This is a genomic window from Rhizobium sp. YIM 134829 (assembly GCF_046546455.1).
Genome location: NZ_JBKHKI010000003.1, coordinates 1 through 18,493 on the forward strand (window position 1 = coordinate 1; position 18,493 = coordinate 18,493).

An 18,493-nucleotide genomic window follows, 5' to 3' on the forward strand; every position below is an offset into this window, starting at 1 on the left:
ACGGCGCTCTGTCGTCCTACATCAACATCCAGGCTGACGCTGACGGCGACACCTTCCTCGACGGCGCATGGATCAACATCGCTGGCTTCGACGTCGGTTACTTCTACAGCTTCTGGGACGACGGCCTGTCCGGCGAAACCGACTCGCTCGACTCCTCGTTCGGCGCTCTGCAGAACTCCATCCGTTATACCTATGACGGTGGTTCGTTCCTTGCTTCGATCGCAGTTGACGAAATCGAAGGCGGTTCCTACCCGACCAACGACGACCCGAACGACAGCCTCGGTGTAACCGGCAAGCTCGGCGCGACGATTGCTGGCTTCGACATCTACGGCCTCGCTTCCTACGACTTCGACGCCGAAGAAGCTGCTTTCCGTATCCTGGCTACGGCTGACCTCGGCCCGGGCAAGCTCGGCATCGCTGCTCAGTATGCAACCGACCCGAACTACTACTACGACCAGGCTGAATGGACTGTCGCTGCCGAATACGCAATCAAGGCAACCGAAAAGTTCACCATCACCCCGGCTGCTCAGTACTTCGGCAACGTCCGCGTTGGCTCTGAGTTCTCGAACGAAGATGCATGGCGCGTCGGCGTAACCGGTGGCTACCAGATCACGGAAGGCCTGCGCACGCTCGCTACGGTTAACTACACCGACCGTGACGAAAGCCTGGGCGGCGACAACGAAGACTGGACCGGCTTCCTGCGCCTGCAGCGCGACTTCTAATCTGATCTCCTGATCAGGTTGAGCTACGCCCGCGGTCTCGAAAGAGGCTGCGGGTTGTTGCGTTTGAATCACTGTTGCTGTGCCGTGGTGCGATTCCGGCAGGTGATCAGGAGAATGCAGTTGAAATGGCCGAGGAGTTCGTTCTGACTTACGCTTGCGCATGGTTCGCGAGGTCAGGATGCGACCAACACGATCACGAACACGAACACGAAAGTCTGCCAAGGCAGCGGCCCCGGTTGCGACCTTCAACCTAAACTACCAGTTTAACCAGTCGCCTCCGATCAAGCCTGTTGAAACGGTGAGTTTGAAGACCTTGTTCGATCGCTATCGGGACCATTTGTGGGATCCGGGGTCACATCGCTACAACGTAACTTCCTTCATCCACGAACTGCATGAGCTCCAGTTGGGGGCTGAGTTCTCCGTCTTCACTGACGAAATGCTCGACCGCCTCATCGCTGCCCTTCGCAAACGCGGCAACAGCAACGCCACCATCAATCGCAAGATGGCAGCGCTGAGCAAGTTGCTGCGCAAGGCATTCAAGATGGGCGATATCCATAGCTTGCCAGAGTTCAGGCGCCAGAAAGAGAAATCTGGTCGGATCCGCTTCCTCGACCAAGACGAGGAGGCCCGCCTCTTTGCCGCCATTCGAACACGCAATGAGACGTATTACAATTTTTGCATATTCTTAGTCGATACCGGTGCCAGGCTTGGCGAGGGCATCGCTCTTCGATGGACAGATATCCACCAGAACAGAGTTACGTTCTGGGTCACGAAATCCGGTCGGAGCCGATCTGTGCCTCTTACAGCGAGAGCCTTGGAAACTGTTATACGGCGAAAAAAACGCCTTGGTCCCTTTGCTGACATCGACCAACAGCATTTTAGGGCAACATGGAACCACGCCAAAGTCGAGGTTGGCCTAGGCACAGACAGTGACGTGGTCCCTCACGTTCTCCGGCATACATGTGCTTCACGACTTGTCCGAGGAGGCATTGATATACGCCGCGTGCAGATGTGGCTCGGCCACCAAACTTTGCAGATGACAATGCGCTACGCACATCTCGCCTCTCAGGACCTTGATATGTGCGTTCCTATACTTGAGAATTTTGGACGAAGTGATCCTATATAGCGGGGGAAAGTGCGAACAAGCGCGTACGGGAACAGAACATCGCCCTTCAAAAGCTTGAATTCTGACTGACTGACAAAACTATGTTTTGTCAGTCAGTCAACCGTTGCCTACAGGCAGGGGTTGATAACTCCGGAGGGCGGATTTTCACGAACTGAATGGTCCATTCATGAAGGTATCTTCACTCCAACGCACCGGTCTTCAGCAACCCTAGCTTTGCAAGCGAAAGTAGTACTGCCAGTCGAATTTGAAATTCGCCAATGGCATTAGCTGGCCCAGTGCGTCAGACACGGTGACGCGGCTCAGATACTGATCGTCTGCCCGGATCTCGATGGAAACCAGCCTGAAGGCTTTCCGTGTCTTCAAGCTCTCGGCAGCAAGATCAAGAATCGCATCGCGAGCCTCAGCTTCAGCGCTGAACAGGTTGTCGAGGATGGTCCCTTCAAGATCAGTCAAGTGGTCATCGAAATAGTCGAGATCGAAATAATATCGGTGCATTCCGCCGGTGCCCCTCTGCGGATCAGACCCGCAACGACGACGGGTGCAGCCAACTCAGGCCACGCAAGGCTCGAAGGCTTCAATCACTACACCACCGCAAAGTTGTGTAAAGAAGCGAAATTCGGCCTATCGGCCTGTGACGGACCAACAGGCGACCTTCATGAGATTTTTGGACTTCAGACCCACCTCGACACAATGCGCCTCGATCAAATGGTCAGGGACGAGCGGGTTGCTCTTTAGGAAAGCCAGGTGTCGGAGACCTCTCCGCCATGAACCAAGGGGGATGGTCTTGGCACATCCGACACAGTTCTACCCCTAGAGCAGTGTCAGACCTGGGCCTCTGGAGTGGGCCTTTTTATGTGCCACATATGTGCGCGAGCTGTATACGGGAGCGCCTATCTTCACGTGAACTGTGATCGCCCCGACATCAAGAGGTGAGCAACCCGCAGCGGGGACGGGCATCAGCCTAAAGAATTAAGCCAAGTATCCAGATAGCTACGTCGTGAGCTTCCAGCAGCAAACTACCAGCGAGAAGAACCATGAGGAGCAAGAACATCCAAGTGACGAAGCTTTCTGCATCAAGCTGCAGAAGCCGGTGGCGAGGCGGACGATCCTTCATAGTGATGATCCTATCACAGCACTATTCAGCGGTCATGACCCTGCACTCCAATTTGATCTAATAGGGTCCTTGACCGTAAGCCAAGCGCAAGGTCGTGAGGGTAGGGTCCGGATGTGAAGTCAGAAGACACTGTCCTTCTCGGTGTCACGATCTGACGTCATGGCAATGAAGCCCGCAGCAGCGGTGTCTGCGGGCTTCCTCTCTCGAGGCAAATCGGCCACTCAGGCGTTATTCGTAGAAGCTCTTTCTGCGGTCAACCTGAGCTGCCGCAACCGCTCCGTTTTAGCTCGACGCTGTTCCTCTTCGTGGCTGAGCATCGTCTCGACCACACGTTTCGTCTCATCGATGTCGCCGAGTGCGGCTTGCCCTCGCGGACGACGCTCCTTCTTTTCCTCACTCATCGCGATCCTCCAGGAAGTTGATCGCAGGGAAGTTCTAGGAGCTCGTTCTTCTCCTTCAAGGGTCGATGTCTTTTTCAGCTTACGCTTGGGTCTCGAGCGAAAGGACTTGATGTTCGCCGAAGGTGGTAACGGAACACTCGCCCACGGACGAAGTCCCGAGTCGACGGGCGATACCGAGACGTCTGCGGTTCGGCTGCATGCTCTATGCGAGGCTTCAACTCCTTAGAACTCTTCCCAGTTGTCGCCTGCCGGTGCGGCCGCTGCCGCGGACCTCGCGCCGAAGGAGCTGGCGATGCGGCTGACCATGCTGCGGGCCGGGGAGGGCACGGCGCGGGCCGTTTGTGCCGCTGCGGCCGGTGCGCGCCGAGCAGGCGAGGCGAGACTGGCAGCGCTGTCGATCGCCGGCGTCGAGTAGTACGCAGCCGCACCGCCAAACTGGAACCGGTCGACCAGCTCCTTGAGCCGCGTCGCTTCGCTGGCAAGCGTCGCACCGGCGGCATTGGTTTCCTCCACCATCGCCGCATTCTGCTGCGTCACCTGGTCCATCTGGTTGACGGCCGTGTTGACCTCCGACAGGCCGATAGATTGTTCACGTGCAGAAGTGGCAATGGACTCCATATGCTGGTTGATGGTGACGACCAGCATCTCGATCGTCTTCAAGGCCTCGCCCGTCTGGCTGACGAGCTTGACGCCGTTCTGCACTTCGCCGGAGGAGTTGCGGATCAGATCCTTGATCTCCTTGGCGGCCTGGGCCGAACGCTGGGCGAGCTCGCGCACTTCCTGCGCAACGACCGCAAACCCCTTGCCGGCTTCCCCGGCGCGGGCCGCTTCGACACCTGCGTTTAAGGCGAGCAGGTTGGTCTGGAAAGCAATCTCGTCGATCACGCCGATGATCGAGGAGATCTGGTTGGACGACTGCTCAATCTTGCTCATCGCAGAAACAGCGTCTGATACAACCAATCCAGATTTGCGCGCGCTCTCGTTCGCTTGCACTGCCACAACTCGGGCCTCTTCCGCACGCTGTGAGGAGTTGGAGACGTTGGCGGTGATCTCGTCGAGGGCGGCCGCAGTCTCTTCGAGCGAAGCCGCCTGCTGTTCGGTGCGCTTGGAGAGGTCGTCGGCGCTGCGGCTGATCTCGCGCGAGCCGCCGTCGATCGAGCCGGTGGCGTCGGCGACGGAGGCGAGTGTGGTGCGCAGCTGGTCGACGGCTTGGTTGAAGTCGGCGCGCAGGCTTTCGAACTCCTCGGCGAAGCGGTCGGTCAGCTGGAAGGCAAGATCGCCGGAGGCCAGATGCTTCAGCCCGCTTGCCAGCCCCGTGGTCGCCTGCGCCATTGCTTGCGCCCGGCGACGATCCTGTTCCTCGCGGGCCTGTCGCTCCTGATCCGACAGGCTGCGCTGACGCTCAGCTTCGAATTCCATCTCCATTTTGGTAAGCGCGTTCTGTCGGAAGACCTCAACGGCTTGCGCCATCTTGCCAATTTCATCGGCGCGGCCGCCGTAAGGGATGTTCTTGTCTGTTTCTCCTGCAGCCAAGCCATTCATCGCCTGCGTGATGGATTCGATTGGTGAGGCAATGCTACGGCGCGCGAAAAGCATCGCTCCGACAGCTGCCATGATGGCGAGTACGCTCAAGCTCAAAGCCACAGTCAGCGCGTTCTTGAAAGCTTCAGCCCCAGCTGTGTGAGCTTCTTCAGCCTCTTGGAGATGAATGTTGACCATCTCATCGATCTTGCCGGCAACTGCCTGGGTGATCGGACGCATCTCTGTTTGCAGGACGCGCTTTGCGCCATCATCATCCTGAGCACTGGAAAGGGTCAGCATCTGCTTTCCCTTCGAGGCGTATTCGTCCAACGCTTTCAACACCGCGCCGATGCGAGCCTGCTCGCCTTCCTCTTTTACCAGAGCTGCGTAGGCGTTGATCGTGTCATGAAGGCGCTTGTCTTCGCGAGTGACTGCAGCCACCGCCTCTTTCTCTCCAGCATCGTCAACTGCAAGGATGTGCATGTTATATGCAATGCGTAGATCTGAGAGGGCGGTGTCGGCCTCTTTGGCAAGTTGAACGCTCGGCAGCGTGTCCGTCGAGATCTGCTCGAGCATATGGTTCATGCTCTGCAGGCTTTGTACCGAGAAGAATGCGAACACGCTGAACACCACAGCGAGAAGACCGAAGAGGCAAGAGAGGGCGGTTTTGATCTTGGGTCGCTTCATGGATGTCACCTAGCTGTTCGTTGGCTGTGCAGGCGGAGCCCAGCTCGACAGAGAACCTAAGAGATGAAGCAGTCAGGAAGTGTTAAGCGGCCAGTCCTGAATTTGAGAGACGGTTCTTCACCCTCTGTTATTTGAATTATGTATTCGGGACTGTGCCTCCGCAGGTGTTGAAGAAAGGACAGATGACCAGGCGTAAAGCGCGCGTGCTTGACAATGCCGGCTCGTCTGCATCTTCCTCGCCTTGCTTCAAGCGTCGCCTGCTCTACAGGCACGCAAGCGCATATCAATAGCCGCTTAAGGAAAGTTCGATGAGTGAAGTGCCCGACCGAGTGAAGAGGATCATCGCGTCCTATCTGGATCTCGACGAAGCTGCGCTGCAGCCAGGTACGAGCTTCGCGGAAGATTTGAATATGGATTCGCTTTCCGTCATGGAGCTCATAATAGCGCTGGAAGAAGAGTTCTCAGTTGAGTTTGACCAGGAATCGGTTAGCTCAGTGGCAACGGTAGGTGATGCCATCAAGGCTGTGGAAGCTGCATTACCATAAGGCGCGCTAGATCAGCCGCAGCTAGAGTGACTGCAGGATGAGGTCCGCAGCCTGCCGCGCAGATGTTGACGTGGTATCGATACGGACAGCGGGCTTAGGCATCGCATCCATAGCCTCATCCATCGAAGTCGATAAACTCCGGAGAAGCTCAACCGATCGAAGCTTGCCGAATGCCGCTCTCTCCGGCTCGACGAGCCGACGCTCCTGCTCTTGCTTATCAAGATCCAGCGCCACGAAAACCGTTTCGCCTCCAAGTACCTCAACTATCGATGCGACGTGTTCGGCGAAATTCGCACTGACGGTTGGCTCAGGCGCAAAGGTGAAGATGAGAGATCGACCTGTCCTTGCGGCGGCTGCGATTGTGTCGATCCAAAACTGTTCGCGCAAGCCAACGAACTCTGGCGAACCGAAGGGGAGGACGGCCAAGACAGCATCGACGATGAGATGGTTGTGGAACAGAGCGAAGCCGCTCTTCTCGGCTACGATTTTGGCGATGGTGAGCTTGCCAGAAGCGACAGGCCCATAGATGAAAACCAATTTCATGATGCTTGCCTAAGTATGCTGCAGCTTACTTAAAGGATCTACGTCTCAAACGCTCAACGCACTGTCGTCCTGACGACCTTGCAAAGGTCAGTCCTCTGCGCCGTGGGAGTTCAGTGCCACCAATTATTCAAGCTCGGGAATCTCACCAGCCTGAAACAACACGACTGGTGGTCCATATTCGCCGATGTTCGGATCTGCCTCACGACTCCAAGCGACGACGCCAGCATGCTTATCGGCGATCGCGCGTCTCGCTTGGCGCGCTCCTCAGAATCCATCTGCCGCGGGTCGAAGGCCTGCACGAGGTTGCCCTCGTCATCCTTGTCGAATGCTGCCAATACGATCAACTTGCCCTTGCTGGACATTATTCAGAACCGCTGCTTTGAGCGTCTGGCAGCGCTCGCGCAAAAGAAGAGGCTGACTCGAAATCGACAAAGTCTGGACCAGTCTGGGTTGGGCTTCCTTCCTGGTCGATTTCGTACACCCTGAAGACGCCGTCTATGAGAATCACGTCATATCCATTGACTGAGTTGATACTTGCTGGCTTCGTCATGCCCTGGCCTGTCGTTCGAATCACCTAGCCTAACCCGCGCATAAGAGCGGCGAAAGCCCCAGGGAATGGAGTAACGTCACGCCGATGCACCTAACTTCAATGCTGGTGCTTATGCAGCTTCTCGTTGCGCTGTAGCATTCGCTCAGCCCTCTCGAAGATCCACCGCGACAGCCGGAAGAGCTGAAGCGCGGTCCAGATGTGAAAGAGCCTCATAGGCCGGATCCCCCGCGCAGCATGCCGTCGCTCCGATCGGACTCAGGCGGTTCGGCGTCCGGATCACCGTCTAGCTCATCGAGGAGTGCAATCGCCCTTTCAATCCAAAGCTCGATCTCCTGCCGGCGGAAGGCGAGGAGTGCCGCATGTGGCCTGTCCAGTTTGAGCGGGGTCGGGGCGGCTTTCATCGGCCGGCCCCATGTGACGCGAGCGACTCCTGCATGATCAGATCAGCGCGCTCCTGCTGCCTCTCGGCGACCGCTGCGGCGGTGATGACGAAGACGAAGGCCGAAAGCCCGGTGAGTGCGGCCAGGGCGGCGCGGGATGCCCTGGCGTGCACGGTGGCGATGACGGCGACGTTGCGCATCATTCCGCTCCCGGGACCGTGACCAGAGAACCAAGCAGCCGGGCCTGCAGATCGGCATTCGACCGGAGCGTCTCGAAAAGGCCGGGATGAGTGCCGATGAATTCGACTTTCCGGCGAGCGGCGGCCGGCGTGTGGCATGGGAAGCAAGCAAGGGCGCGAAGAGCATGATCGTATCGCGCCGCCTCCGGCCCGCTCGTCACCAGATCGCCGGCCTCGTCCTTCGTTTGCTGCCAGCCCCGCTCTGCTGCGATGAAATGGCCGATGACTGTCTCGATCGAGCCGTTCTCATTGCTCGAGGCCGAGGTGGATCCGCCCCAGGGGTTCCGCTGATACGCGGCATAGCCATCGTAGACGAGCGCATCGACCTTCACGCCCGCGGCGCTCTCCAGTGCTGTCATGGCCGAGAAGGCGAGCCGCACGATTGCGCGTGCATCACGCTCTACCTGACTGGTTATGTCGCCGTAGGGGATGCAGTCGCGAAAGGTATCGAAGAGGTTCAGCAACTCGGCCACCTGGACCGCAGCGCCGGCGAGGGTTGTCGCCTCGACGAGCGCCAGCTGATCGCGGAGGTTTGCCCGGCGGTCCTCCTGATGATCGACACGCTCACGCGCCTTATTCTGCTCTGCAAGACGGGAGAAAGCATCAGCGCGGGCCAGCTTGCGGGCGATTGCGAGAACAGGGTCGATCGGCATAGCTTCGCCGCCGGCCGGAACGGGATCGTTCGACATAAGTCATTCTCCGGTGATTTTGTGAGTTCGGGGAAGGTCGGAACGAAATGCGTACCGACCTGGGGCTCAGGCTGTCGCTGAAGCGCGATCCTGCAGATTGGCAATGTCGGTCAGGATCGCCTGCGGCTCATGAAGCGCGAGATGTGCGCGCGCCTTCACCGCGAGGTCGTCGATCGACGCGACCGGATGACGCGCAATCTCCATCGCCAGCTCCTCGAGATCCATCTTGAGCGCATCGGCGGTGCGGATCGCGGCGCCACACAGGGCGAAACGCCGGCAGCTCCATTCCGTCGAGCCGTAGGGGATGCCCGCCTCGCGCAGATCCTTGTCGCTCTGGTCGATCAGGCCGGAGCAGATGGTGGCGGCATGATCGTATTCGGCCGAGAGGGCCTCGAAGCGGGCGCCCAGGCTGGCGAGAGACGGCAGGACCGTCGAGGCATTGAGGGCGATGTTCATGCTGCTTCTCCGATCAGTTCGCTGATAGCCTGCTCGATGCGGGCGCGCTCGGCGCCGCGGTCGAAGCGGAAGGAAAGGTAATTGCTGTTCTCCAGGGCGCCGAGGAGGCCGCGGAGGCGTTCGCCATTGGCGCTGGTCAGCATCGCGTCAATGCGAGCCTGACGGGCCTTGGCGGCCGCCTGCTTCTTGGCAACGCGCCAGGCAATCACGAGGCAGGCAGAGAACGAGCCGTCGACGAAGCCCCGTTCGATCTGCTTAGCGGAATAGCGCATGCGGATATCGCGGTAGCGAACCCAGGCGTCCTTCATGATTTCAGAGCGGTTGAACATCAGCTGAGCCCTTGCGGTTTTGATCCAATAGGTTCAATATAATCCCATAGGGCTCATATAACAATCCCTTTTAGATCAAATTTTATGAAAAGGATCATTTTAGTGGATGCTGAGCATTTGAGAGGCGCCAGAGCGTTGCTCCGCTGGTCACAACAGGACCTGTCAGAGAAGTCCGGTGTCTCAGTCCCAACGATCAAACGCTTAGAGGCTATGGATGGCGGCTTGACCGGCCACAGCGCTACGCTGCAGGCATTGGAAAATGCGCTGGCAGCCGCGGGCGTGGTCTTCATCCCCGAGAATGGTGGCGGCGCCGGCGTGCGGCTGGCGAAGCCAAGGGGCACGGCATGAAGGCGCTGCTGAACCATAGCACCGCGCTCGCGATCGTTTTCGCTTCGCTGGTCTACGCCTGGATCAACCATTACGAAATCAGGATCGAGAACAGCATACAGGTGCAAGACCGATGGACCGGATCGTTCTACCGCTGCTCCCTTCAGGCCTGCCGGCAGCTCTATCCTCCAAGCCCTCAAGCCAGCGATGCGGAGTAAAAAACACGCAAACGCTCAAAACTGGAACCGCCAAAACCCCTAAAACCTCAGAGCTCTCCTGTTCAACGTCGCCATTTGTCTCCTCACTGGCCAACGAATTCCACGGTGGATGAGCCCAGCTTGCATCTCGACTCAAGAGATACTCTGCAGCAAGGTTGCAAACTTCTGGGTGTAACGTGGGGAGCATCGCGTGCCTGGCATCATCGAGGACGATCTGCGGAAGACGATGCGATGACGGCCATATGCGCGATTGCCGGTGTCGACGCTATTTGTTCTGCGCTCAATTTGGTCCCATCCGGACATGTTTTTGCAGCGTGTGATGAGAATTGGGTCAGGTGCACTCGCGAATGGCTTTCGGCATCCGGAGGGCTGATTACACTTGTCATCGGCATACTGACCGTAATTTCTTTACGGCGGCAGATTGAGCGCGCCGATCACCATCATCGAGCCAACCTCAAACTCGCCGATCAAAACAATAGAGATAACCTCAGGCTCCAGATGCAGGAGCAATACGACTGCGCCAAAGAGGTGGCGAAGCTTTCTCGTCAAGGTGTTGCCCTAGCTAACGAATTCCTCGCAGAGGCGAAGGGTAAATCCGACCGAGACGTTGCTTTAGTTTTCGCCAACCAATACCGCCATAGGTTTCGCCGCATCATTCAGGGCCAAGCCTACAACTACTTTGGCGATAATTTTTTCTACTCCGACCCAGCGAATGTGACGATAGGCTGGCTCAGGCGATACCTTCATCGCGATTTCATGAAATTCTACCGCAGCAAGGGGCCTTCAATTTCAGGCCCAAGTGCCCGGTTCTTCGTCTGGCGGTACCGGCGCCTGCATCGCATCATGTGGCGCACCTCTAAGAATTTCATGAAGCGCGCTGACGACCTGGTAGGGGAACGCGACTAGGTGGGGTGTCCGTTTGCCCACACCGCGAAGGGCTATCGATAACGAGAGTGCCGAAAATCCCTTCCCCTGAGCCCGCTACATTCGCTACTTCCGCTACACATCAATGTTTTCAATGACATGACCTGCTACATAGGCTGCTACATAGCTGCTACATAGGCTCAGATCGGAGCCATTGCCTTTCCGCCTATCTTCCGGCATACTTTCCAGCATCACTCACAGCATAGGTGGAACATGAGCGACAAGGTGCTTGAGAACAAGCTTCGGAGAATGGCGGATCGCCAGGGCCTCCGGTTGGTGAAGAGCAGATCCCGAGATCCGAACGCGATCGACTACGGGCTCTACGCCCTCATCGACGTGCAGACGAGCGGCGCCGTGAACCCTGTCATTGCCGGGCGCTGGGTTTGCTCTTGGGATCTCGACGATGTGCGCGAGTACCTGACCACCCCGGAAGAAGAAGCGGCTTGAGCTGTAGCCGATGATGAAGAGGCCCGCGGTACGTCAGGGCGAACTGCAGAGGATCTTTCGCGCGGCCAAAGCCGCTGGGTGCACGGTGACGATTGATCTTCAAACGTCGCTCGTCACGGTGCATCCCTTCATTGTGCGTGAAGAGCATTTGATCGCACAGCTATCTGGCCAGCGGCTTGAGGGTCTCGCTGAGCTGGAAGATGACGGCCTGAAACAATGGTGAGGATCCAGGAAAAGGCTGAACGGGCCGTCACGGATTGAGGGAGGCTGGATGATCAAGAAAGTTGCCCTGCGCAAGATGCGGAGGCAATTCTAAATCCCATGTGTGGATAACCCCGAGTCCTACTTCTCGTGCAAATGACGCTTGCACTTCGTCATCCGTATAGAAGATCTGCGCGCCACTAACTTTAGCAATTGCTACGACTTGACGATCGAACTTTACCTGCTGCCAAGGGGCGTCGACGCCGCCGCGCTTATCGCCACCTGAAATTGCAGTTCTGGTTATCGTAGCCAGCTCAATGGCGGCTCGAGCGTCGAACGCTTGGATGTCAATGAGGCAGACCGGTTGATTTCATTGAGTGCCCGCTGAAAGTCTGGAACGATGCATAGCAGTTCGGCAAGGCAGGGAGCGGGTATCAGTATTCGATCGCTCTTCTTGCTGTGGCTGTCGAGCATGCCCTCAACGCGCAAGGCGCAGTGGGGAACGGGCGCGCCAGTGGCTGGATTCGGCCGAGGCTTCGTGTGCGGGTTCAGAGCTAACGACAGGAAGGTATTGTCCAGAGCGACTATCATCTGAGTTGGAGAGGCCTTCCCTCAAGCTTATCTAGCTCGCCAAGCGTTTCCTCAGGCCAGTCTACTCCGACGGCTCTGATCCGATCGACCGATTGCCGCAACGTTTCCTTCTTTACGGGAGTGAGATCAGTAATCGTAAAATCGCTGATCTCCCAGCTTCCATCCTCGCCGCGGGTCCACATCCCGCGCCCGCTGACCTTCACGAATTCAAAGAGGTAATCACGCAATTGTCGGGCAAGGCTCCTCGTGGTGGTGCAAAAGACCACGCCATGAGCCTCGGTAGCTATCCGGACCTTCACATCATCCCTGGTGCCGGCGATGTGGTAAAGCTCGCCAACGAAAGTCGCGGCATCCCGAATTTGGACAGCATCAGCTTCCGCAGGCTTCCGTCCGGGGAAAATGAGGACGTTGCGACCATTCGAATCAGAAAAGTTTCCGCTCGTCCGGTCTTCGCTGAGCATTTCGTTTATGGCTTGAAGCGCTCTCATTGCTTCTCGCGGCGCAGAATTGGCCTTCAACTCCGCCAGCCTTCGTTCGATCGCTGTCTCATGATTTCGATCGATCGCCAACGCTGTAGCGTGGCTTCCTTCAGATATCGAAACGAGATGAATATTCTCGCTGTACCCCAAAAGTTTCTTGATCTCAGAATAATATTCCAGCAGGCGGCCAAACGGCATCGTCTCCGGTTTATAATCCTGAATCTTGAAGGTGTAGGTAGTCACGGTCAGCCTGCCCTGATTAACTCGATGCTACAAATTAAGGGGCCCGTCGTAAACAGACTGCCGCATTAAGCCTGAAAATGAATTGGAATGCCGCACGCAAGGCGCATCCAACCCATTATAAGCGCGTCAAACTGACCGTGTGCGCCCGTCAATTGCCTCCATCAGCGCTCTCACGCTATCGCTGGCCTCATGGGTCATCGTGCCGCCTATGTCGAGCTTATCGCCATACTTCTTCGGCCGCAGCTTGGCTGCCATCCACCTGCGCGCATCGATGCGGAGTGCAGAGCGGCGGATCGCCTCGCCGTTCTCCTGCCAGCCGATCGCTTCGCCGTCAGCGTTCTTCTTCTCCATCCAGTCGTTGCGGCCATCATCGGCGATATCGAGTATGTCGTCGAACATGCTGTCTGCCTGGACTTCGCGCGCGACAGCATATGCGCGCTGGAAGCCCTCGTTCTCCGCAAGCCAGCGCAGGACGGTGCTCTTACCTGGCATGCCCTCGTCATCGCAGATCGAACGCAAGCTTCGGCCGTTCGCGAGTTCATCGAGAATGCGATCTGCAATTTCTTCAGAAAATGCCATATGGAAGTCCTCTCATTTTGCCGGCATCAGTGGAGCGTCGGGCCGCCGAAGTGGCCATAGCGCCGCCGCGCGTCCTCAGCCCGCAGGAAGGCGAGCGCTGTTTCCATATATCGGTCGGCAGCCTCGGCTAGCTCGAGCGCCGGCTCTCCACCCTGCACCAAATCCCTGACGATGAAATCTGTCACCCGTCGCGCCATGGCGATGAAGGCCAAGGCATCGGCGTGGCTCTCGCAGGGGGCATGATCGAGCGCCATCAACGCGCTGGTGATGCCCTCGGCCACCCCATCCTCCAGGAGCGGCCGCAGCTCGACCAGCTCGTCGATGCAACGCACGATGTCCGCGGCCGACTGGACACCATCTCTGTCTGCTGCCATCTTCATTTCCTCTCCTGCCAAGGCCGAACCATGCCGACTATTGATCATGATCCTCAAGGGCGCCGGCCCGAAGGCCCTTGGCCCTGGTTGGGCTTCTGGCTGCTCGTCGGGCTCCTGTGGATCTGGTTCTTCTACTTTCAGATCCCGAACTGGGTTTCGATCGCCATTGGGTTCGGTACCGGCATGATGTTCGCCGTCTGGGCGATCGACATCAGCGGCAACCGGCTGCCTTTCTCATCGCGGGATAAGCGCTCGACCGACTGACGGCGCCTCCTGCGATCCCTCGATGTTCAGGATCAGGTTGAAGAACCTGCGCGCAGTTGGGGACATCTCCATTCCGCGAGCCGCCTGATTGCCAAGGTATGCCTGGGCCGGCTTGGACATCAGCATTCGGCCGGCGATGCGTGGCGCCATGAAGCCAGCAGCCGCGCCGGCTGCCATGCTCGCAGGATCGCCGCCGGAGGCATAGCCCGCGCCACCGCCGAACATGCCTGCGAGGCCAGCTCCAAGCTGCTGCGCGTTGATCCGGCCCGCGGTGCCGCTGTTCGGCATCGGCTGCATTGTCGCCGCACCGGCGCGGGCAAGCTCTGCGAAGTCGCCAGAGCCTCGCGCATAGTTCCGGCGCCCTTGGGTGGTCACGGTCGCCTGACGAAGCGCTTGGGGCGAGATGAGGCCCTGTGCGGCGTTCTCGCCCGCGCCCGTTGCTGCTCGTTCGAGGGTAAGCAAATTGCGATAATTGCCGCGGACCTCCCGCCATGCGCCCACATCGCCAGGGTTCGCGCTGGCCATGCTCCGCTCCATCGCGTCGTCAAGCGAGGTGCGCAGGCCATAAAGCGCCTGCTGGAGCTGCGGATCCTTCGCGCTGCTGCGGGCCATCCGGTCAAGACGAGAGCGCGCCGCCTGATAGGCTTCGCCCTCAAGCGGCCCCTGACCGAGCCGCCGGCCCACATCGTCTATCATCTCCATCACGACCGGCGCGCGCTGGCTTTCGGGAACGAGCGAGGCATATTCGCGCCAGACGCCGCCGAGATCCTGCGCGAGCTGTGCGTCGGGCAGAATCTGATTGCGCGAGGCGAGATCGTCGAAGCGCCCGCCGATCTGGCGAAAAGCGTCGTCGATCGTCTCAGGCGAGGCGCGTTTCGCATCAATGCCCGCACGGCGAAGTGCCGCGGCCGTGAACTGCTCTCCTTGCCGCTCCATCAGATCTGCCGCGCGCTGGCCGCCGAGCTCGCTCTCAGCATAGCGCACGGCATTGTTGCCGGTCCGCTGCCCTGCGGACAGCTGGACGCCCTCTCGCGCCAGTGCCTTTGCTGCCTGGTTTCGTTCGGCATTCGTCAAGAACGGGGAGATAAGGCCTTTCGCGGTTCGACCGGCGGCCGAGGTCGCCAGAGGCAGTGCGCCACCGATGACGAACCCACCCAGGGCTCCATAGCCAGCCTCTTCGGCACGGTTGAGCGCATCGCCTTCTGCTTGCCCCGCACCGCTGGCGCCTCCGAGAAGTAGGCCGTCCACCGCCGATCCGCGCACGACCGAACCAAATCCGCCGCCGCGCGTGATGGCTCGGCCGGCCATGGAGAGGCCCGCCTTGCCGAGCGCTGAAGCCTGCCCGACTGCGCCGGTTACCTGGCCGGCCGCATCGGCATAGGGGTGAGCCGCAGCAAGCGCCTTGTCGCTACCGCGAACCTCCTGAAGGGCCTGGTCATAGGTCAGCTCGGGCTGCCAGGGCAGAACCTTGCCACCGGCCCAGCGCGCGGCCGCGCCGAGTTCGTCCGCGAAGCTGAGGCTCGCCATGTTGGCAGCGCCGCGCCCAAAGGCGTCGACGGCTCCAGCGGCCCCACTGCGTGCGTTTTCGGCATCGAACAGGGCTTGTCCCTCCTCGAATGACAGATGGCGGCCGGCGCGCTGCGGCTGCTGCGGGATCAGGTCGTCAAAGCTGATCCCGGCCGCGCCCGAAGGCTGACCGCCGTTGCGGGGGATTAGGTCGTCGAACGAAATATCGGCCATATCACAGGCCCTCTGGATTGATGCCGCTCTGACGGAGCCGCTGAATGACCGCCTCGCGCGGCGCGCCCTTGGCGATGGCTGCGCGCGCTGCGGCGAGCGGATCGTCAGCGCCGGTTGGGGCCGGGCCGAGGCCGTTCGTACGCGCTCCGATGGCGCCGGCACGCGTGGCACGCAGATCGCGCTCCAGATTGTCCAATTTGGACAGCATCGTTTCCGACGTGTCGGTCGGGCTGATCTGGTACCGTGCCGCCTGATTGTTGGCTTCGGATGCCGACATGCCGGCGCCGGTCAGGTTGCGCACCAGCGCATCGCGACCGGTCTCGATGTCGCGCCATATGTCCATGGGCGCCCCGACACCGATTGCCAGCTTCGCTCCATCGATCAGGCCGGATGCATCGCCTCGCGCAACCTTCTCGCGGATAGCCGGCAGTTCCTCGAGGAAGGCATCGCCCATTCCGATCCGCGCCCCCATCTCGGCCGGGATCTGCGCATTGGTGTTCTTCGGCTCCGTCAGGCGGATCATGCCGTTTGCCGCAGGAGAAGCGGGGCGACCGCCTGCTTGCGGGACAGGGCTGATCGGGGCCGGCGACGCTCCCGGCGCGCCCGGCATCATGGGCTGAGGCATTGCCTCCCGCGTCAGCACATTGCCGCCTTGCGAGGGGACAGTCCCTGCTAAGCTCGGCATCTGCTCGCCGCCCGGCTGGCTGAACACGCCTTGAGGCGTCATGAACATGATCGAGCCATCCGGCGCGGTCACGGTCTTGCCGGCGCCGAGCTGCTGCGCCTGGCCGGGCGTGAGCTGTCCGCTTTCGATCAGGCCATTGAGCGCCTGCGCCTCGACGGAGTTGCCCGAGAAGCGGAAGGGCTGACCAGAAGCCGCCGAACCGCCGGCGGATTTTGTCTCGCCGGTCTCGGGGTTGAACAGCGTGTCATCGTCCAGGCGCTGCCACGACTTTTCAGGCTTTGCGCGGAGGGCGTCGATCTGCGCACGGCGATAATCCATGTCGAGCTGCGTCGAAGGGTCATTCTGTTTCTGCTGCCGCTCATACGCCTGCGTCGCCTGCTCCATTTGCTGCTTCGCGATCAGCTGGAGAACCGCTTTTTTCTCGTTCGAGAGCCACGGATTGCTCAACTGCTGCAGAAGCTCGGGCGTGAGCCCCATGATGGTCTGCGGTGCTGCTTGCGCGGCGGGCTGCGCCACCTGGGCAATCTGCTGATCCGGCCGCGGCTGCGGAACGGGCATAGCGCGTGGCGGCGTGCCGTTCGGCGCGGAGACGTAGGGGTCGACATAGCCCGAGCCTGGGGCTGTGCGCTCGATCGCGGCGGCTGCGTCCGGCATGCCGATGGATGGGTCGAGGCTCGCGACCTCGCGAGGCGCGCTCGCGCCCTGGAAGGTCGGGAGGAAAGAGCTTGCCAGCTGCTGACGGCGCGCAGCCTCGCCGCCTGGGCGGTCGTAGCCTGCGAACTTCCAGGCGTTGTTCATCAACGTCTGCGCCTCTTCAGTGCTCTTCGCTTGGTTGAGGCGCTGGATAAGGCTCGGATCCTCCTGCACGAAGAAGGCGGCCTGCGTTTCCGGCGAGCCGTTGCCCTTCTCCCCGCGCGCCGCGGCGAAGCGTTGCAGATTGGCGAGGCGCTCAGCACGCCAGGACATGACGCCGCCGGCCGTGCCCGCCTGGCCGCTCTGGCTCGGATCGGCCCAGGTCCGGTTCACGTTTCCAGGCGAATAGCCGCTCTCGGCCTTCCCGGTGGCGGCCACGGCCGCCAGTGCATAGGGGTTCTCGACGCCACCGCTTTTCACGCCGTTGACGAAGGCCGAGTACACTTCGTTGCCAGACATGTTCGGCGCCGGGGCGGCCCCGCCTGGGGACGTGGCGGCGACCTGGCCGGCTGTCGAAGACCGGCTATAGAGCTGCCCAGTCAAGATCGAGCGCGCTACATCGGCGCTGGGGCTGCCGCCAAGGGTGCCTAGATACTGGCCGAACCCAGCGTCGGCCGCATCTGTGTTCGCCTTGATCTCCTTGTCGACGCCGGCCGCTCTGAAGCGACCACCCAAAGCCGCAAGGACTGCGCCGGCGCCCTCCATCGCGGTTTTGGGCTTCAAACCCATGATCTGCTTCTTGAGGAGATCGGAGGCCTCGCGCCGACGCTGCAGCTCGTCATAGGAGAGGCCAGTGCTTCCGCCAAACAGGTAGCCCATCAAAGAATCCCCCCACCCTGGCCGCGGAAGCTGCCGTCACGATTGAACATGCCCTGCCCGAACAGATTGCCGATGCGCGTCCGGAAGTCCGGGCGCGCCCCGCCGGGGGCCTGCGGGAAACGAGCGTCACGCATTTGCGAGAGCCCGACGAGGAGCTGCGCCGCGCCTTCGCCGACGTTCTGCGGCTGCTGACCCATGATCTGCTGCATCAGCTTGTCGCGCATTGACAATTGTTGCTGCGGCTGACCGGACGCGCCGGGTGGGATGAGATAGCCGGGCATCATGCAGCTCCCATCCCGTCATTGAGGTCCGAGAGGTCGCCCTTGCGGAAAACGCCCGAGAAGTGCCGGCCGGAGCGCATGAGCTTTTCGGCGGTCGCCACGAAAACGAACTCGTTGGGACTGACGCCAGCGCGGTTGGCGGCGTCGAGCAAGTTTTCGCGGAAACTCTCCATCACCTCGGCCCCGCGCAGCAGGACAGGGACGCGCAGTTCGCGGGCCTTCTTCTCCATCGTGTCGCTCATGATCGATCCTCGATTATCGGTATCGAAGAATCCCACAGACGCGACTAACCTGATAGAGACAACGTTCTGCATCCGTTCGCATCC

24 protein-coding genes and 1 pseudogene are annotated in these 18,493 nt (G+C 60.0%); 10 read left to right on the plus strand and 15 right to left on the minus strand.

Features of this window, described 5'->3' with window-relative positions:
* Both ACLE20_RS06830 and ACLE20_RS06835 read left to right on the plus strand, forming a co-directional pair.
* Window positions 1-722: porin (locus ACLE20_RS06830; RefSeq protein ID WP_410939529.1), on the plus strand; the 722-nt coding region annotated here is incomplete at its 5' end.
* Window positions 723-900: 178 nt separating this feature from the next.
* The gene (locus ACLE20_RS06835) at window positions 901-1,848 is read left to right on the plus strand and encodes a tyrosine-type recombinase/integrase (protein ID WP_410939885.1); all 948 of its coding nucleotides are present in this window, start codon (window positions 901-903) and stop codon (window positions 1,846-1,848) included.
* Window positions 1,849-2,055: 207 nt separating this feature from the next.
* On the opposite strand, the gene ACLE20_RS06840 is transcribed toward ACLE20_RS06835, so the two are convergent.
* From ACLE20_RS06840 to ACLE20_RS06850, 3 genes are all read right to left on the minus strand, one after another.
* Window positions 2,056-2,343: a DUF6894 family protein gene (locus ACLE20_RS06840; RefSeq protein ID WP_410939530.1), complete on the minus strand. Its 288-nt coding sequence runs from the start codon at window positions 2,341-2,343 to the stop codon at window positions 2,056-2,058.
* A gap of 840 nt (window positions 2,344-3,183) precedes the next feature.
* Window positions 3,184-3,363 (minus strand): hypothetical protein, encoded by a 180-nt coding sequence (locus tag ACLE20_RS06845; RefSeq protein WP_410939531.1) that lies wholly within the window; start codon window positions 3,361-3,363, stop codon window positions 3,184-3,186.
* Window positions 3,364-3,585: 222 nt separating this feature from the next.
* Window positions 3,586-5,571 (minus strand): methyl-accepting chemotaxis protein, encoded by a 1,986-nt coding sequence (locus ACLE20_RS06850; protein WP_410939532.1) that lies wholly within the window; start codon window positions 5,569-5,571, stop codon window positions 3,586-3,588.
* Window positions 5,572-5,879: 308 nt separating this feature from the next.
* On the opposite strand from ACLE20_RS06850, the gene ACLE20_RS06855 reads away from it, so the two are divergent.
* Entirely contained in the window at window positions 5,880-6,116 is a 237-nt protein-coding gene (locus ACLE20_RS06855; protein ID WP_410939533.1) for an acyl carrier protein, read from the plus strand.
* Between the two features lie 21 nt (window positions 6,117-6,137).
* On the opposite strand, the gene ACLE20_RS06860 is transcribed toward ACLE20_RS06855, so the two are convergent.
* The 5 genes from ACLE20_RS06860 to ACLE20_RS06880 all read right to left on the minus strand — a co-directional run bounded on the left by ACLE20_RS06860 (window position 6,138) and on the right by ACLE20_RS06880 (window position 9,281).
* Window positions 6,138-6,659, minus strand: a complete 522-nt coding sequence (locus tag ACLE20_RS06860; protein WP_410939534.1) for a hypothetical protein — start codon at window positions 6,657-6,659, stop codon at window positions 6,138-6,140.
* Between the two features lie 947 nt (window positions 6,660-7,606).
* Entirely contained in the window at window positions 7,607-7,792 is a 186-nt protein-coding gene (locus ACLE20_RS06865; protein WP_410939535.1) for a hypothetical protein, read from the minus strand.
* Window positions 7,789-8,517, minus strand: coding sequence for a hypothetical protein (locus tag ACLE20_RS06870; protein ID WP_410939536.1), 729 nt, complete (start codon window positions 8,515-8,517; stop codon window positions 7,789-7,791). The genes ACLE20_RS06865 and ACLE20_RS06870 overlap by 4 nt, the downstream gene beginning before the upstream one ends.
* Window positions 8,518-8,583: 66 nt before the next feature.
* Window positions 8,584-8,973, minus strand: a complete 390-nt coding sequence (locus tag ACLE20_RS06875) for a hypothetical protein (protein ID WP_410939537.1) — start codon at window positions 8,971-8,973, stop codon at window positions 8,584-8,586.
* Window positions 8,970-9,281, minus strand: a complete 312-nt coding sequence (locus ACLE20_RS06880) for a hypothetical protein (protein WP_410939538.1) — start codon at window positions 9,279-9,281, stop codon at window positions 8,970-8,972. The genes ACLE20_RS06875 and ACLE20_RS06880 overlap by 4 nt, the downstream gene beginning before the upstream one ends.
* 105 nt (window positions 9,282-9,386) lie before the next feature.
* Between ACLE20_RS06880 and ACLE20_RS06885 the strand changes: the two are divergent.
* The 6 genes and pseudogenes from ACLE20_RS06885 to ACLE20_RS06910 form a co-directional block, all read left to right on the plus strand.
* Window positions 9,387-9,503: pseudogene (locus ACLE20_RS06885) on the plus strand (transcriptional regulator); the annotation flags it as partial.
* A 21-nt stretch (window positions 9,504-9,524) separates the two neighbouring features.
* Window positions 9,525-9,650 (plus strand): hypothetical protein, encoded by a 126-nt coding sequence (locus ACLE20_RS06890; protein WP_410939911.1) that lies wholly within the window; start codon window positions 9,525-9,527, stop codon window positions 9,648-9,650.
* Window positions 9,647-9,847 carry a hypothetical protein gene (locus tag ACLE20_RS06895; RefSeq protein ID WP_410939539.1) on the plus strand — a complete coding sequence of 67 codons (201 nt, stop codon included), beginning with the start codon at window positions 9,647-9,649 and terminating at the stop codon, window positions 9,845-9,847. The genes ACLE20_RS06890 and ACLE20_RS06895 overlap by 4 nt, the downstream gene beginning before the upstream one ends.
* Window positions 9,848-10,078: 231 nt before the next feature.
* Window positions 10,079-10,753, plus strand: a complete 675-nt coding sequence (locus ACLE20_RS06900) for a hypothetical protein (RefSeq protein ID WP_410939540.1) — start codon at window positions 10,079-10,081, stop codon at window positions 10,751-10,753.
* A gap of 231 nt (window positions 10,754-10,984) precedes the next feature.
* Window positions 10,985-11,218, plus strand: coding sequence for a hypothetical protein (locus ACLE20_RS06905; protein ID WP_410939541.1), 234 nt, complete (start codon window positions 10,985-10,987; stop codon window positions 11,216-11,218).
* 10 nt (window positions 11,219-11,228) lie between these two features.
* Window positions 11,229-11,441 carry a hypothetical protein gene (locus tag ACLE20_RS06910; RefSeq protein WP_410939542.1) on the plus strand — a complete coding sequence of 71 codons (213 nt, stop codon included), beginning with the start codon at window positions 11,229-11,231 and terminating at the stop codon, window positions 11,439-11,441.
* A gap of 565 nt (window positions 11,442-12,006) precedes the next feature.
* On the opposite strand, the gene ACLE20_RS06915 is transcribed toward ACLE20_RS06910, so the two are convergent.
* The 3 genes from ACLE20_RS06915 to ACLE20_RS06925 all read right to left on the minus strand — a co-directional run bounded on the left by ACLE20_RS06915 (window position 12,007) and on the right by ACLE20_RS06925 (window position 13,685).
* The gene (locus ACLE20_RS06915; RefSeq protein ID WP_410939543.1) at window positions 12,007-12,732 is read right to left on the minus strand and encodes a hypothetical protein; all 726 of its coding nucleotides are present in this window, start codon (window positions 12,730-12,732) and stop codon (window positions 12,007-12,009) included.
* Window positions 12,733-12,858: 126 nt separating this feature from the next.
* The gene (locus tag ACLE20_RS06920) at window positions 12,859-13,311 is read right to left on the minus strand and encodes a terminase small subunit protein (protein ID WP_410939544.1); all 453 of its coding nucleotides are present in this window, start codon (window positions 13,309-13,311) and stop codon (window positions 12,859-12,861) included.
* 26 nt (window positions 13,312-13,337) lie between these two features.
* A complete protein-coding gene (locus ACLE20_RS06925; protein ID WP_410939545.1) occupies window positions 13,338-13,685 on the minus strand; it encodes a hypothetical protein in 348 nt (115 codons plus the stop codon).
* A 30-nt stretch (window positions 13,686-13,715) separates the two neighbouring features.
* On the opposite strand from ACLE20_RS06925, the gene ACLE20_RS06930 reads away from it, so the two are divergent.
* Complete coding sequence (locus tag ACLE20_RS06930; protein WP_410939546.1) at window positions 13,716-13,949, plus strand: hypothetical protein; 234 nt, start codon at window positions 13,716-13,718, stop codon at window positions 13,947-13,949.
* On the opposite strand, the gene ACLE20_RS06935 is transcribed toward ACLE20_RS06930, so the two are convergent.
* Genes ACLE20_RS06935 through ACLE20_RS06950 form a run of 4 tightly spaced genes read right to left on the minus strand, consistent with a single transcriptional unit; the run spans window position 13,920 to window position 18,481 of the window.
* Entirely contained in the window at window positions 13,920-15,689 is a 1,770-nt protein-coding gene (locus tag ACLE20_RS06935) for a hypothetical protein (RefSeq protein ID WP_410939547.1), read from the minus strand. The genes ACLE20_RS06930 and ACLE20_RS06935 overlap by 30 nt on opposite strands.
* Before the next feature lies 1 nt (window position 15,690).
* The gene (locus ACLE20_RS06940) at window positions 15,691-17,886 is read right to left on the minus strand and encodes a phage tail tip lysozyme (protein ID WP_410939548.1); all 2,196 of its coding nucleotides are present in this window, start codon (window positions 17,884-17,886) and stop codon (window positions 15,691-15,693) included.
* Entirely contained in the window at window positions 17,886-18,170 is a 285-nt protein-coding gene (locus tag ACLE20_RS06945; RefSeq protein ID WP_410939549.1) for a hypothetical protein, read from the minus strand. The genes ACLE20_RS06940 and ACLE20_RS06945 overlap by 1 nt, the downstream gene beginning before the upstream one ends.
* The gene (locus ACLE20_RS06950; protein WP_410939550.1) at window positions 18,167-18,481 is read right to left on the minus strand and encodes a hypothetical protein; all 315 of its coding nucleotides are present in this window, start codon (window positions 18,479-18,481) and stop codon (window positions 18,167-18,169) included. The genes ACLE20_RS06945 and ACLE20_RS06950 overlap by 4 nt, the downstream gene beginning before the upstream one ends.
* Window positions 18,482-18,493 lie beyond the last annotated feature (12 nt).

Bases quoted from the DNA above. Each gene is read 5' to 3' on its own strand.
- ACLE20_RS06945 (WP_410939549.1), bottom strand. From the start codon at position 18,170: ATGATGCCCGGCTATCTCATCCCACCCGGCGCGTCCGGTCAGCCGCAG.
- ACLE20_RS06845 (WP_410939531.1), bottom strand. From the start codon at position 3,363: ATGAGTGAGGAAAAGAAGGAGCGTCGTCCGCGAGGGCAAGCCGCACTC.
- ACLE20_RS06860 (WP_410939534.1), bottom strand. From the start codon at position 6,659: ATGAAATTGGTTTTCATCTATGGGCCTGTCGCTTCTGGCAAGCTCACC.
- ACLE20_RS06835 (WP_410939885.1), top strand. From the start codon at position 901: ATGCGACCAACACGATCACGAACACGAACACGAAAGTCTGCCAAGGCA.
- ACLE20_RS06895 (WP_410939539.1), top strand. From the start codon at position 9,647: ATGAAGGCGCTGCTGAACCATAGCACCGCGCTCGCGATCGTTTTCGCT.
- ACLE20_RS06840 (WP_410939530.1), bottom strand. From the start codon at position 2,343: ATGCACCGATATTATTTCGATCTCGACTATTTCGATGACCACTTGACT.
- ACLE20_RS06910 (WP_410939542.1), top strand. From the start codon at position 11,229: ATGATGAAGAGGCCCGCGGTACGTCAGGGCGAACTGCAGAGGATCTTT.
- ACLE20_RS06950 (WP_410939550.1), bottom strand. From the start codon at position 18,481: ATGCAGAACGTTGTCTCTATCAGGTTAGTCGCGTCTGTGGGATTCTTC.
- ACLE20_RS06850 (WP_410939532.1), bottom strand. From the start codon at position 5,571: ATGAAGCGACCCAAGATCAAAACCGCCCTCTCTTGCCTCTTCGGTCTT.
- ACLE20_RS06940 (WP_410939548.1), bottom strand. From the start codon at position 17,886: ATGGGCTACCTGTTTGGCGGAAGCACTGGCCTCTCCTATGACGAGCTG.
- ACLE20_RS06865 (WP_410939535.1), bottom strand. From the start codon at position 7,792: ATGATGCGCAACGTCGCCGTCATCGCCACCGTGCACGCCAGGGCATCC.
- ACLE20_RS06905 (WP_410939541.1), top strand. From the start codon at position 10,985: ATGAGCGACAAGGTGCTTGAGAACAAGCTTCGGAGAATGGCGGATCGC.
- ACLE20_RS06925 (WP_410939545.1), bottom strand. From the start codon at position 13,685: ATGGCAGCAGACAGAGATGGTGTCCAGTCGGCCGCGGACATCGTGCGT.
- ACLE20_RS06930 (WP_410939546.1), top strand. From the start codon at position 13,716: ATGCCGACTATTGATCATGATCCTCAAGGGCGCCGGCCCGAAGGCCCT.
- ACLE20_RS06875 (WP_410939537.1), bottom strand. From the start codon at position 8,973: ATGAACATCGCCCTCAATGCCTCGACGGTCCTGCCGTCTCTCGCCAGC.
- ACLE20_RS06880 (WP_410939538.1), bottom strand. From the start codon at position 9,281: ATGAAGGACGCCTGGGTTCGCTACCGCGATATCCGCATGCGCTATTCC.
- ACLE20_RS06920 (WP_410939544.1), bottom strand. From the start codon at position 13,311: ATGGCATTTTCTGAAGAAATTGCAGATCGCATTCTCGATGAACTCGCG.
- ACLE20_RS06870 (WP_410939536.1), bottom strand. From the start codon at position 8,517: ATGTCGAACGATCCCGTTCCGGCCGGCGGCGAAGCTATGCCGATCGAC.
- ACLE20_RS06855 (WP_410939533.1), top strand. From the start codon at position 5,880: ATGAGTGAAGTGCCCGACCGAGTGAAGAGGATCATCGCGTCCTATCTG.
- ACLE20_RS06935 (WP_410939547.1), bottom strand. From the start codon at position 15,689: ATGGCCGATATTTCGTTCGACGACCTAATCCCCCGCAACGGCGGTCAG.
- ACLE20_RS06900 (WP_410939540.1), top strand. From the start codon at position 10,079: ATGACGGCCATATGCGCGATTGCCGGTGTCGACGCTATTTGTTCTGCG.